We start from the raw sequence: 12,853 nt of genomic DNA on the forward strand, positions 1-12,853 counted from the left end.
CCTTCTATGAAGACCTATGATTTTCTCATCATCGGCGGCGGAGTCATCGGCCTCAGCATCGCGCGCGAGCTTCGAGCTCGGCGCAGCGACGCCAGCATCCTCTTGATAGAAAAGGAACCCTCCTGCGGAGCCCATGCCAGCGGTCGCAACAGTGGAGTCCTCCACGCCGGCTTCTACTATTCACCCGACAGCCTGAAAGCCAAATTCACACGCCTCGGGAATGAGCGACTCACGGCGTACTGTCAGGAGAAACAGATCCCCCTCAATACATGTGGAAAGCTTGTCGTGGCCAAAGATGCTGCGGATTTGCCGTCGCTTGACGAATTAGTCCGTCGCGGCCAGATCAACGGCATTGAGCTCCAACCCCTCACAGAAGCAGAAGCCAAATCGATCGAACCTCGAGTCAAAACCTATCAACGAGCCCTGTTCTCCCCGCGCACCTCGACCGTCAACCCGCTCCATGTCGTCAATGCGATGCAACAGGATGCAGTCCGTGAGGGGATCCACATTCAGTGTGCCACGGCCTATCGAGGCCGGGACAATGGAACCGTTCGAACCAACCAGGACAGCATTGCCGCCGGGTATGTGGTGAATGCCGCAGGCCTCTACGCTGATAAGATTGCCATGGACTATGGGTTTTCCGAAAAATATCGCATTCTACCCTTCAAGGGGCTCTACCTGTACTCCGATGAACCCCCAGGTTCGATTCGCACGAATATTTATCCTGTTCCTGACCTCAGAAACCCATTCCTTGGTGTCCACTTCACGATCACGGCTGACGGGAAGGCCAAGATCGGCCCGACCGCCATCCCGGCCATGTGGCGTGAAAACTACGAAGGGTTCGGAAATTTTGATCTCGGTGAACTGATGGAAGTCGCGAGCCGAGGACTCGGCCTGTTGACCGGCGCGGGATTCGACTTCAGACGGTTGGCGATGGAAGAAATTACCAAGTATTCCCGGAGCAAGATGGTGTCGCTCGCCTCTGTCCTCGCGGAAGGAGTGGACGAACGTAACTATCAGAAATGGGGTCGCCCCGGCATTCGAGCGCAGCTCCTCGACATCACCAAGAAGAAACTCGAAATGGATTTTGTGTTAGAAGGCGACAATCGTTCCATGCACGTCCTGAACGCCGTCTCTCCCGCTTTTACCTGTTCACTCCCCTTCGCCGGCTACGTCTGCGACCATATCGACAAGGCACTCACCTGACACCACCGGTTATCGAAAAAGCCTTCAAGCAGCGCTCTCGCATCGCTCAACAGCTCAACGTACGACAAAAAGTACGCTTCGCTCCTTCGCTCGTTGTGGTGTCCCGTCCGCGCGGACAGTGAGGGTTTCAGTGTGAGTCACGACCTCATTTCCTGACGAATCCCGCCTCAGCGCCGTCTCAAAACCTGAATTCACTGCTGTCTGACCGATTATTTTTGATTTAAACCTTTTCTCTTCTCTCATCTGTGAAAGACAGACCTGCCCCTATCAGGTTTAGAGCTGCCCTGCTTCACGCTTAAATTCTGGCGTGAACTGCTTGCGTACACCCATCGGACCCCTCCTTGGGAAATCCTGTCCCCGTTTCTCGGTGTCTGTCAAATCCTGGCCACCTCACCTTCCACACATTATTTCACAATGGGTAAGTTGTGAATTATCAAAGATTGACAATCTATGTTATAGTTAGCTTACTTACGACTTGAACAAGGGGGGAACTATGAACGTCAATCTTACGCCGCAACTAGAGCGGCTGGTCAAACAAAAGGTGACGGCTGGGCTTTATAACAATGCCAGCGAAGTCGTGCGCGAAGCCCTGCGCCTCATGGCGGTGCGCGACGAGGTCACCAATGGGTTTGCCCAGCTCCACGCGGGCAAAACTGTGCCACTGAATATGGCGGCAGCCAAACGCATGGCCAAGGCAAACGCGAAGAAAGGCCGCGTGGTGAATCCGCTTGTCACGGGCTGATTTTACAGTAGTTCTTTCAGAACTGGCCGCGCTCGATCTCGCCGACATTCTTCAATATACCTTTGAACAATGGGGCGGACGGCAGATGAACCTGTATGCCGCCCAGCTCAACCGTGGCTTGCGGCAACTTGCCGTCAATCCACAACTGGGGAAACCGCGCGAGGATTGGTATCCGGGCTGCCGCTGTTTCCCTGTAGAACATCACCTCGTGGTGTACGCGGTTATCGGACACGAAGTACGCGTTGCACGGTTCTTTCATGAACGGGTGGATGTCCCACGTCATTTGCCGTAACTCACTCATGCGAGCAATACTACTTCTAATCTAGCCTCTGTCCGTGAGGACGGCGGGCACGGATGGTGCCGTGGCACATCCACCACACACTGTCCCTTCCGCGCAGACAGTGCAGGTTTCAGTGGGGAGTCACTGCCTGATTTCCGGACGAATCCTGCCTCACCGCCGCATGTTGGGTTCCAACACCTTGACCTATCAGACCAACGGCACGGACACAGTTCCCTGCGGCCGTGGGACGACCCATGCTCTCCAGATCGTCCTGTTGGTGAACGGCAATCAGCGGATTGTCCTGTCCGGCTGAGGTTGTTATAAGATTCAGGAGTGGATTGTCTCACCAATCTCGCCTCATCCCCGCTTTGCGATCTGAATTCTTACCCTTCTGCCAGATTTTTGGGCGTTTGTGCGGACGAGTCTGACCGACAGAAGAGGGGCACAAGCGTTTGACTACGATGCGTTGGATCGGTTGACCAGCGCATCCCATCCCTTGCTGGGCACGCCGCAGACAATCGCCTATGACGCGGTGGGCAATCGCACCACAGCCGGCAATATGACCAACGTGGACAATCAACTCACGGCGGATGCCACGCACAGCTATCAATCCGATGACAACGGCAATCTCGCCAGAATGACGCTCCTCGCCACCGGTACCTATACGCAGTGCAGCTTCAGGATGATAAACTTCAACAAGCCCACCTCCTGCCGATTCTGAAGCTCGAAGCGACAGCACATTGGTCGGGAAGTACTTCTTGCTGCATTAGCGGTGCGTTGCGCCAAGACTGAGTCAGCAGAGACGAACTTCTTCCCCCACGCCAAACTGAAGACCCCGTGCCGCGCTATCCTCCTGCAGAAAAATCTCCAAGTTCCCGCCGCTATTGATCAGCGCGGACGGACTCTGGCGATGGCCTTGGCTGTAACTGCCGACCAAATCATTGATGATATACGTTCCGATTTGAATCTCCACAGGTTGGCCCGTCACAGCTCGAAATTCCCGGATCTGTCTCGCGGTGATGTTGGAAATGAGATTGCCGAATCGATCGACAGACGCGATCTTTCCGATCAACACATCCTCGTGCCAGACCGGGATCGCGACCGAACGCTGAATGGGGTCATCGACGGTCGGCCCAAAAAACGACGGCGGGACACCCTTACTCAACCAGGCGGCAGCCGGTGCGAACACATCTCGACCATCAAAGGTCGATCCGGCCGTTTCCAAGCGATACTGTGGGTTATTGATCTGCCAGACCTTGGCGCCGACTTCCTGCTCCAAGATTTCCGTAAAGAGCCCGTTATCTGGCCCAACAAACAGGCATCCTGCGGCTGACACGAGCAACGCCCGACGCTCGGTCCCGACTCCGGGATCGACGACAGCGACGAAGATCGTTCCTGCGGGGAAATACCGGTAACAGGATTTCAGGAAATACCCGGCTTCCTGAATCTGATGCGACGTGATCTGATGAGAGAGATCGACCAGCAGCGCGGACGGATTGATCGAGAGGATCACCCCTTTCATGCTGGCGACGAAACTGTCGCGTTCTCCAAAATCCGTCAGCAAGGCGATGAGGGGTCGTGCCTCCGGCACGTCAACATTCCTCGAATTTGATCTCCACGACTTCGTATTCAACCATCTTGACCGGCGTCTTCACCTCGACAAAATCGCCGACCCGTTTGCCGATCAAGGCACGCCCGACGGGGGACTGCACGGAAATTTTATTGAACTTCATATCCGCTTCATCTTGCCCGACCAACGTATACTGTTTCTTGGATTGCGATTCCTGCTCAACCACCAAGACCGTCGCCCCAAAGACAATGGTCTCGCTGGTTCGTCCATTGATTTCCACGATGCGCGCGTCGGCGATCTTCCCCTCCAGTTCGGAGATTCGAGACTCAATGAAACCCTGACGCTCTTTGGCGGCATCGTATTCGGCATTTTCACTGAGATCGCCGTGTGCTCTCGCCTCCGCAATCGCCTCGATCACCTTCGGGCGCTCGATCTTGCGCAAACGAACCAGTTCAGCCTGTAACGCTTCGTAGCCTTTCTTGGTGATTGGTGTCGGCATGCTCCGGTTGCTCCTCAACTGGTTAGCAGGATACTGAAAAATGGCTTCAACGATGTGCTCACATCGCTCAGAAACTCAACGAACCGAGGCGTATGCCTCGGTTCTTCGCTTGCTGAGGCCTTGCTGGACAGCCTTGTTGAGCATCCTGACATAATGGTCGCATTCCCACCGCCCAGCACATTTCGGCCATCGTATGGGTATTACACGAGTTCTTCCGCAGCCTGTTAGGCCTGATGATACTCTTGCAATGTCCGGATCGATAGATCTTTTTTCAGGATTGCCTCGATCGCCATCGCCGCCGCATGGGCCCCTCGCATGGTCGTGTAATAGGGGATCCCCCGATGGAGTGCCTCTCGTCTGATGGCAAGCGAATCAACATGCGCCGAGGCCGTCCGTACCGTATTGACGACAATGGCCACCGAGCCGTTCTTAATATGATCAACGATGTGAGGCCTACCTTCAGCCACTTTATTCACGACCTCCACGGGAAGTCCATGCTCTCGTAGATAGCCCGCAGTCCCGCTCGTTCCTTGAATCCGCATCCCCAGTTGGCTCAAGGCCCTGCCCACTTCGAGCGCGGCCGGACGATCCGATGGCTTCACGCTGATGAACGCCGTGCCGGACGTGGGCAACACAGCCCCGGCCCCGGCCTGGGATTTGGCAAAGGCCCATCCAAAATCTTCATCGAGGCCCATCACCTCCCCGGTCGATTTCATCTCCGGGCCGAGCAACACATCGACCCCTGGAAACTTATTGAAGGGAAACACCGCCTCTTTGACCGAGAAATGCTCAGGGACCGGAGCCTGTGTAAATCCAAGCTCCTTGAGCGATCGCCCCATCATCACCTTCATCGCCAGCTTTGCAAGCGGGACCCCGATCGCTTTGCTCACGAACGGAACGGTCCGGGATCCTCGTGGATTGACCTCTAACACATAAATCGTCTCCCCTTTGACGGCAAATTGGGCGTTCATCAACCCAATCACCCCTAACTCTCTGGCCAACATGCTCATCTGACGCTCGATCTCGGTGACAAGAGGCTTCTCGAGGGTGTAGGGAGGAAGCGAGCAGGCTGAATCGCCAGAATGGACCCCGGCCTCTTCAATATGCTCCATAATGCCTGCGACCACCACGGTATCCCCATCTGATATCGCATCGGCATCGACTTCGATCGCATCGGCGAGGTACTTGTCGATCAACACCGGATGATTGGGCGACGCCTTGACCGCCGACCGCGTGTATTCCAATAAACCGGCTTCGTCATAGACGATCTGCATGGACCGTCCGCCTAAGACGTACGACGGACGCACCATAACCGGGTAACTGATTTGCTCGGCAATGTGTACCGCTTCCTCAACGGATCGAGCGGTGCCACTCTCCGCCTGACGCAGGCCGAGCTTATTCAACAGTTCACGGAACCGTTCACGATCCTCAGCCAGATCGATGGCATCAGGACTGGTGCCGAGAATCTTGACACCGGCCTTTGAAAGCGGGAGCGCGAGCTTCAAGGGAGTCTGCCCCCCGAATTGCAATACCACACCGAGCGGCTGTTCCCGATGCACGATATTCAGCACATCCTCATGGGTGAGCGGCTCAAAGTAGAGGCGATCCGAGGTATCGTAATCCGTGCTGACGGTTTCCGGATTGCAGTTCACCATGATCGTATCGATCGCTTCTTCCCGAAGCGCCATGGCCGCATGGACACAACAGTAGTCGAACTCGATCCCCTGCCCGATACGATTGGGGCCTCCACCAAGAATAACGACCTTTTTTCGATCGGACGGCCTTGCTTCGCACTCGTGTCCATAGGTGGAATAGAGATACGGAGTCTGGGCCTCAAATTCTGCGGCACAGGTATCGACTCGTTTATACGTCACGCGCCGTTCCCGATGCTCCATCCGTGCTTTTGCGACGACCCCAGCCTCACAGCCCAGCAAGTACGCGATACGATCATCAGAAAAACCGAGCTCCTTGGCTTCCCAAAGGAGTCCTCCGCTCAGACACTCCGCCGGGTTGGTCGCATGGCTGGCAAGAGATCGTTCAAAATCCACCAGCTGTCTCACCTGGTCTAAGAACCAGGGATCGACTTTCGTCGTCGCGCCCAATTCCTTATCGGTCAATCCCAGGCGCATGGCGTCGGCCAGATACCACAGTCGCTCCGGCAATGGCGTGCGTAGTAATCCCTCAAGCTTCTCGACGGCCTCCGAACGATTGAAGCCGGTCGGCATTCCGCGGTCCAGGCCGAACCGAGACACCAGCCCGTTTAGATCCAATTCCAACGAGCGAATCGCTTTCTGCAATGACTCTTTAAAGGTACGTCCGATCGCCATCACCTCACCGACCGACTTCATTTGGGTCGTCAAGGTCGGATCGGCACCTTTGAACTTCTGAAAGGCAAATCGAGGAATTTTCACCACGACGTAATCAATGGCCGGCTCAAACGATGCCTTTGTCACTCCGGTAATATCGTTCGCAATCTCATCCAGCGTGTATCCAACGGCAAGTTTGGCGGCGATCTTCGCGATGGGGAATCCGGTCGCTTTCGAGGCCAACGCCGAACTTCGGGATACTCGCGGATTCATCTCAATGACGACCATCTCACCATTGGCCGGGTTGATCCCGAACTGGATATTCGATCCGCCCGTGTCGACCCCGATCTCACGAATAATGCGCAGAGCCGCATCCCGCATCTGTTGGTATTCTTTATCGGTCAAGGTCATGGCCGGCGCCACGGTAATGCTGTCTCCGGTGTGGACCCCCATCGGATCGAAATTTTCAATGGAGCACACGATGACGACATTGTCTTTCAGGTCACGCATGACCTCCAATTCATACTCTTTCCAACCGATGACCGATTCCTCGATCAAGACCTGGCTCACGGGACTCATCGCCAGTGCCCACTCGATCAATCGCTCAAATTCTTCACGATTGTAGGCAATATTTCCACCGGTCCCTCCCATCGTGAAGGAAGGGCGAATGATCGCCGGAAACCCGACGGTCTCCACGATCGCGACGGCTTCCTGGCGATTATGGGCCGTCCCGCTCTTCGGCACCCGGAGCCCGATCCGCTGCATGGCCAGCTTAAACGCTTCTCGATCCTCCGCCTTATGGATCGCATCCGCCGACGCCCCCACAAGGGTCACTCCATACTTCTCGAGCACGCCTCGTTTGACCAAGCCCATCGTGGTGTTGAGAGCCGTTTGCCCTCCCATGGTCGGCAGCAAGGCATCGGGACGTTCCCGGTCGATGACTTTTTCGACCACGTCCAACGTAATCGGTTCCACATAGGTCCGATCGGCCAGCTCTGGGTCGGTCATGATCGTAGCGGGATTACTGTTGATGAGAATGACCTTATAGCCCTCGGCCTTGAGGGCTTTACAGGCCTGTGTACCGGAGTAATCGAACTCACAGGCTTGCCCGATGACGATTGGGCCTGATCCGATCATCAGAATTGATTGGATATCCGTCCGTTTTGGCATGATAGTCTGCTAACCGTGATTGACTAGAGGAAGTTCTGGACCAATGAGGGGGTGATAGGGAGCCGGCATTGGGCCCTGATTCTCCTGAGTATCATGATAGTACTTCATGGCCTCAGGGAGCCACGCTTCGATCTGATTGATCCGCGCCAGATCGGAGGGATGCGTCGACAAAAATTCTGGAATCGTGTGTTGAGATCGAAAACAGACTTTGTCAATCATTTGTCTGGGACAACCACTCATTCGCTCCCAAAACGGAACCGCTTCTCGAGGATCATACCCCGCCTGTGCCATCAGCTTGAGCCCGATATAGTCGGCTTCTGATTCTTGTTTCCGGCCGAATGGTAACGACACCCCGACACCATAGGCACTCATCGCCGCAATGGCTGCATCCGGTCGACCGGCTGCCGCTCCGGCAGCCAGAGCACCGACCTGACCGATGGTCTCCAGAATACTCCGACTATACCGTTCTGCGCCATGTCGTTGGAGGGCATGCGCCACTTCATGGCCGATCACGGTGGCCAAGCCATTTTCATTCTTGGTAATCTTCAAAATTCCCGTGAAGACCGCAACTTTTCCGCCGGGAAGGGCGAAGGCGTTGATCGTGCGATCATCTCGAATGATCGCGAATTCCCATTGATATTCCGGTTTATTCGCGACGGCAGCGATTCGATTCCCCACCCTGTTGACCAACTCATTCAACTCAGGATCGTCGCTTACCGGTGCTTTTCGAAGTAATTCCCGATAAGCACCGACCCCCATCGCCATTTCCTTTTCCTCGGAAATGTAAATAAACTGATCGCGCGCGGTCCCTGGGGCTCTGACACACCCGCTGACCGCCGCAGCCAAGATTGCCATCGACCCAGCGGTCAGAAGACACGAGAGCCCCATCGCTCTGCGAACACCCCCAAGCAACAACGTCCGACGAGCAATGGGCGTTGAGAGCAATCGGTCGATCTCGTGGTCCGACGGCTGCACCATCTGTCACCTCTACCCCACCCTCCGGCTTCATTCTAACACCAGCCACACCATCGGTATTCTTCTTTCTACTACGGCATCCACAGGTACATAAACTGAGGAGTTCCCCCACGCACCAATGTGGCAAGGTCGAAATCTGCAAGGCCGGCAAGTCCGCTCGGAACGGCAAGTTTAGAATAGACGTTGTTCGAATACTCGCCTGGACGTTGGTACGTCACGACACGGGCTTCCGTCAGGCCGGCTCGTTTCTTCGCAACCTCAACGGCGTCTTCCAGGTAGCCGATCTCATCGACCAAACCGGCCTCCTTCGCTTGCTCCCCTGTATAGATGCGACCATCAGCCAGCCGCTTGATCTGGTCCATCTGTAAATTCGAACGGCCCTCCTGCACGATGGTCAAGAACCGTTGATAAAACGAATCGATCAGCCCTTGGAAGATGGCACGCTCTTCGGTCGTCATGGTCCGAAACGGCGATCCCATGTCCTTCCGAGGGCCTGACGTGACCGCCGTCGCATCGACTCCTATTTTCTCGAGCAACCCTTTGGCATTCACCGTGAGCATGATGACACCGATACTCCCGGTGACGGATGACGGATGCGCCAATACCCGGTCGGCAGCGGCTGCAATGTAGTAGCCCCCCGAGGTCCCAAGATCCATGATGGAGGCAACAACGGGCACTTTACGATTGGCTTTGAATGTCTTCAACTCGTGATAAATGATATCCGAGGCCGTGACCGTTCCTCCAGGCGTGTTGATGCGCAACACGACGGCCTTGATCTGTTCATCCTTCGCGGCCCTAGTCAGTTGCTCCTTCACGTTTGCAATCATACTGGGCGTCGATCTGAATCCATCTTTTTCCTGCGAGCTGATCATTCCCGATATCTCAACCAACAGCACCTTGGCCTTTCCGCTTCCGTCGACCTGCATTTCCTGTAACGGTCCAGGGCCGGGGAACAACGGGAAATTGAAGGTACAGCCGGACAGCAGAAGTCCGATCACCCCCACCACAATAGGATTACGCATAATGGTTCTCCATACGCCGCACAAATTCACCGAACAAGTAGGCAGCATCGTGCGGTCCCGGTGCTGCCTCCGGATGGTATTGGACCGAAAAGACCGGATGTTCAAGTGAAGCCATACCTTCAACCGAGCAATCATTCAAACTGACATGGGTGATGGCAAGCCGTCCATATCGCGTCTGGATCACAGGCGAGACCGTTGGTACGTCAACCAGCATCGGCTGCGCCTGCACGGCAAAATTATGGTTCTGCGAAGTGATTTCAACTTTTCTGGTTCGAAGATCCATCACAGGGTGATTCGCTCCATGGTGGCCGAACTTCAACTTATAGGTCTTGAGTCCGAATGCGAGGCCAAGAATCTGATGCCCCAAACAGATCCCGAAGATGGGATAGCGACCAATCAGCTGTTCAACCGCCTTCGCCGCATACGGAACACCCTCCGGGTCTCCCGGACCGTTTGAAAGAAAAATTCCGTGAGGCTTAAGCGCCTCAACGGCTTCGGCCGGCGTGGCGGCAGGGACCACGGTCACATCACACCCGACATCAACCAGTCGTCTCAGAATGTTGTATTTGATGCCAAAATCATAGGCGACAACCCGCCAGCGTGCACCGCTTCCTATTGCGTCACTGTTCGGCCATGGTGCCCAGTCACCGGTCCCTGTCGTCCATTCAAATGGACGCGCACAGGTGACTTCGGCAGCAAGATCTCGTCCGACGATACCGGGTGCTTGTCTAGCTCGCCCAATCGCTCGTTCATGGTCGAGATCAAGGTGCGTGATACAACCTTGTTGCGACCCATGCTCGCGCAAATGTCTTGTCAACGCCCTTGTATCGATCCCCTCAATGGCAACAACCTGAGTCTCTACCAAGGACTCGTGAAGCGTCTGTTTGCCGCGCCAGTTACTGAGCAATCGGCTCGCTTCATGTACGATAAACCCTTCAGCCCAAGCCCGACGAGACTCTACATCTTCCGGCGTCACGCCATAGTTCCCGATCTGTGGACAGGTCATGGTAATGATCTGTCCCTTGTAGGACGGATCACTCAAAATTTCCTGATAGCCGGTCATGGCCGTGTTAAACACGACTTCACCGACCGTTTCACCCTCGTAACCAAGCGCACGACCTTCAAACACCGTCCCGTCTGCCAATGCCAATACTGCCTTTTTCACGATTGTCTTCCGCCGTCGTCCATTACACGTTTTGCTCTGATCCCCATAAGCAGGAGACCCAATACCAGGTTGATCATATACAGCGATCGAATCGGCAACAGCACGTGGAAAAATGCCTCAAACGCTGCTTTCTTGGCTCCCTCATCCTTCGTCGCAAAGGCCTGCGTTTGAAGTGCTGCTGCCTCAGGATGCAATACCAGAATGATAACCCCTGCGATCACCACCATCATGATCACCACCAGAATCTCGCTCGCACTCACCATCACACGAGGCTCACCGCTCCACCATCGGCCTAACAAGGCCACAGCGAGAACGCCACCGGCTCCGATGACGAACCGATGATAGCCCTCAAACGCACGTGTCAAAAACATCCCCCCGGAGTCTTGTCCTCCGAACGTATTGAATACCGCTGGGATCACTGCACCGCTCAGTACTATCATCCCCCCGACCCACACTGCGAGGGCAACTCCCTCGAGCGTGAGGCAACAGACCATCCCCCACCAGGGCATCCGCCGCACGGCACTACCGCTCCACAGGGCTGGCCTCGAATACCACACGGCCGCCTACGATCGTGGTCTGTACTAGCCCTTTCACTTTCCATCCGACAAACGGCGTGTTTCGGCTCTTGGATCGGAATTTTGTCGGATCGACCTCCCACTGTTCATGCTGATCCACGATCACGACATCAGCGTCCGCGCCCACCCCCAATGTACCTTTTTTGAGGCCGAACGCGGCGGCCGGAGCAGAAGTCAGCTTCTGAACGGCTTGCTCGAGCGATAAGACCCCTTCCTCCACCAATCCCAACGTCAGCGAAAGCGCGGTCTCAAGTCCGACAATTCCGAATGGAGCCTCGGTAAAATCCTGCTGTTTTTCCTGAGTCGCATGGGGAGCATGATCCGTGGCGATCACATCAATTGTCCCATCACGCAACCCTTCCTTGATCGCCTGGACATCGGTCCAGGTCCGCAAGGGCGGATTCATTTTGGCATGGGTGTTGTAACCGCGCACTAGGTCCTCGGTCAACGTGAAATGGTGCGGACAGGCCTCCGCTGTCACACGAATCCCACGGGCCTTTGCCTCCCGAACCATTCGCGCCGACCCGGCGGTGCTGATATGGGCCAGATGCAAACGAGCCCCCGTCAACTCAGACAGCGACAGATTGCGCGCCACCATCACATCTTCGGCTGCCGCAGGGATACCGGGCAATCCAAGCTCGGTGGAAATCAACCCCTCGTTCATGCAACCGCCTTCGGCGAGATGGAGATCCTCGCAGTGATCAACCACGGGTAGGTCAAACGCCGACGCATATTCCATCGCACGCCGCATCACCAAACTGTTCATCACGGGCTTTCCATCATCCGAGATCGCCACGCAACCGGAACGGCGCAAGTCACCGATTTCGGCCAGTTCCTTCCCTTCGGATCCTTTGGTGATCGCACCGATCGGCAACACATTCGCGAGACCGGCCAGCCGAGACCGTTCCAGAATAAACTCGGTCACGGCTTGATTGTCGTTCACCGGGCTTGTATTGGGCATACAGCAGACAGTCGTAAATCCTCCTGCGACTGCTGCTGCGCTGCCGCTTTGAATGGTTTCTTTATATTCGAATCCTGGCTCTCGAAAATGCACGTGCAGGTCGACAAATCCAGGCAGAACCAACTTTCCTTCCGCCCGAATCGTCCGGCTGCCGACGGGAGCCGTCAGCTGGGGAGCGACCGCCGTGATTTTTCCGTCATCGATGAGCACATCGGCTATTCCGACAAACCGACCTGGATCGATGACCCGACCACCTTTAATTAAAATCGACACGATACGCCCTTTCTATACGTTGGCAGTCTCTGTTGATCCGATGATCTGTCACGGAACCCACTCCATTTCAAGCGCTGATCATTGGTTACGCACTCGACAGACCGTCAGA

Annotated in this window: 13 protein-coding genes; 5 read left to right on the forward strand and 8 right to left on the reverse strand. The window is 55.5% G+C overall.

Annotated features, from left to right (window positions below):
• Positions 1–6: 6 nt before the first annotated feature.
• The 5 genes from lhgO (at position 7) to COMA1_RS14630 (ending at position 2,949) form a co-directional block, all read left to right on the forward strand.
• Positions 7–1,206 (forward strand): L-2-hydroxyglutarate oxidase, encoded by a 1,200-nt coding sequence (gene lhgO, locus COMA1_RS14615; RefSeq protein ID WP_090749845.1) that lies wholly within the window; start codon positions 7–9, stop codon positions 1,204–1,206.
• Positions 1,207–1,699: 493 nt separating this feature from the next.
• Positions 1,700–1,948, forward strand: a complete 249-nt coding sequence (locus COMA1_RS14620; protein ID WP_090749846.1) for a type II toxin-antitoxin system ParD family antitoxin — start codon at positions 1,700–1,702, stop codon at positions 1,946–1,948.
• Positions 1,935–2,240, forward strand: coding sequence for a type II toxin-antitoxin system RelE/ParE family toxin (locus COMA1_RS14625; protein WP_176698085.1), 306 nt, complete (start codon positions 1,935–1,937; stop codon positions 2,238–2,240). The genes COMA1_RS14620 and COMA1_RS14625 overlap by 14 nt, the downstream gene beginning before the upstream one ends.
• Positions 2,241–2,310: 70 nt before the next feature.
• Positions 2,311–2,541 (forward strand): hypothetical protein, encoded by a 231-nt coding sequence (locus tag COMA1_RS20665; protein WP_141654357.1) that lies wholly within the window; start codon positions 2,311–2,313, stop codon positions 2,539–2,541.
• A 99-nt stretch (positions 2,542–2,640) separates the two neighbouring features.
• Positions 2,641–2,949, forward strand: a complete 309-nt coding sequence (locus tag COMA1_RS14630; RefSeq protein WP_090749848.1) for a hypothetical protein — start codon at positions 2,641–2,643, stop codon at positions 2,947–2,949.
• 72 nt (positions 2,950–3,021) lie between these two features.
• Here the strand turns inward: COMA1_RS14630 and COMA1_RS14635 are convergent, their stop codons facing one another.
• The 8 genes from COMA1_RS14635 to COMA1_RS14670 all read right to left on the reverse strand — a co-directional run bounded on the left by COMA1_RS14635 (position 3,022) and on the right by COMA1_RS14670 (position 12,744).
• Positions 3,022–3,819, reverse strand: a complete 798-nt coding sequence (locus COMA1_RS14635; RefSeq protein ID WP_090749849.1) for an SAM hydrolase/SAM-dependent halogenase family protein — start codon at positions 3,817–3,819, stop codon at positions 3,022–3,024.
• Between the two features lies 1 nt (position 3,820).
• The gene (gene greA, locus COMA1_RS14640; protein ID WP_090749854.1) at positions 3,821–4,297 is read right to left on the reverse strand and encodes a transcription elongation factor GreA; all 477 of its coding nucleotides are present in this window, start codon (positions 4,295–4,297) and stop codon (positions 3,821–3,823) included.
• A gap of 224 nt (positions 4,298–4,521) precedes the next feature.
• The gene (gene carB, locus COMA1_RS14645) at positions 4,522–7,773 is read right to left on the reverse strand and encodes a carbamoyl-phosphate synthase large subunit (protein ID WP_090749855.1); all 3,252 of its coding nucleotides are present in this window, start codon (positions 7,771–7,773) and stop codon (positions 4,522–4,524) included.
• Between the two features lie 9 nt (positions 7,774–7,782).
• Entirely contained in the window at positions 7,783–8,751 is a 969-nt protein-coding gene (locus COMA1_RS14650) for a M48 family metalloprotease (RefSeq protein WP_090749856.1), read from the reverse strand.
• Positions 8,752–8,819: 68 nt separating this feature from the next.
• Positions 8,820–9,770, reverse strand: a complete 951-nt coding sequence (gene sppA, locus COMA1_RS14655; protein ID WP_090749857.1) for a signal peptide peptidase SppA — start codon at positions 9,768–9,770, stop codon at positions 8,820–8,822.
• Complete coding sequence (gene carA, locus COMA1_RS14660; RefSeq protein WP_090749858.1) at positions 9,763–10,935, reverse strand: glutamine-hydrolyzing carbamoyl-phosphate synthase small subunit; 1,173 nt, start codon at positions 10,933–10,935, stop codon at positions 9,763–9,765. Before carA ends, sppA begins: the two co-directional genes overlap by 8 nt.
• Entirely contained in the window at positions 10,932–11,444 is a 513-nt protein-coding gene (locus COMA1_RS14665) for a DUF4149 domain-containing protein (RefSeq protein ID WP_342672707.1), read from the reverse strand. The genes carA and COMA1_RS14665 overlap by 4 nt, the downstream gene beginning before the upstream one ends.
• Before the next feature lie 13 nt (positions 11,445–11,457).
• Positions 11,458–12,744, reverse strand: coding sequence for a dihydroorotase (locus COMA1_RS14670; protein WP_090749860.1), 1,287 nt, complete (start codon positions 12,742–12,744; stop codon positions 11,458–11,460).
• Positions 12,745–12,853: the final 109 nt, after the last annotated feature.

This window comes from Candidatus Nitrospira nitrosa (assembly GCF_001458735.1).
GTDB lineage: Bacteria > Nitrospirota > Nitrospiria > Nitrospirales > Nitrospiraceae > Nitrospira_D > Nitrospira_D nitrosa.

What these genes read in the sequence shown, in the direction of transcription:
- lhgO (WP_090749845.1), top strand. Translation starts at nt 7, where the DNA reads ATGAAGACCTATGATTTTCTCATCATCGGCGGCGGAGTCATCGGCCTC.
- COMA1_RS14620 (WP_090749846.1), top strand. Translation starts at nt 1,700, where the DNA reads ATGAACGTCAATCTTACGCCGCAACTAGAGCGGCTGGTCAAACAAAAG.
- greA (WP_090749854.1), bottom strand. Translation starts at nt 4,297, where the DNA reads ATGCCGACACCAATCACCAAGAAAGGCTACGAAGCGTTACAGGCTGAA.
- carB (WP_090749855.1), bottom strand. Translation starts at nt 7,773, where the DNA reads ATGCCAAAACGGACGGATATCCAATCAATTCTGATGATCGGATCAGGC.
- COMA1_RS14650 (WP_090749856.1), bottom strand. Translation starts at nt 8,751, where the DNA reads ATGGTGCAGCCGTCGGACCACGAGATCGACCGATTGCTCTCAACGCCC.
- sppA (WP_090749857.1), bottom strand. Translation starts at nt 9,770, where the DNA reads ATGCGTAATCCTATTGTGGTGGGGGTGATCGGACTTCTGCTGTCCGGC.
- COMA1_RS14665 (WP_342672707.1), bottom strand. Translation starts at nt 11,444, where the DNA reads ATGCCCTGGTGGGGGATGGTCTGTTGCCTCACGCTCGAGGGAGTTGCC.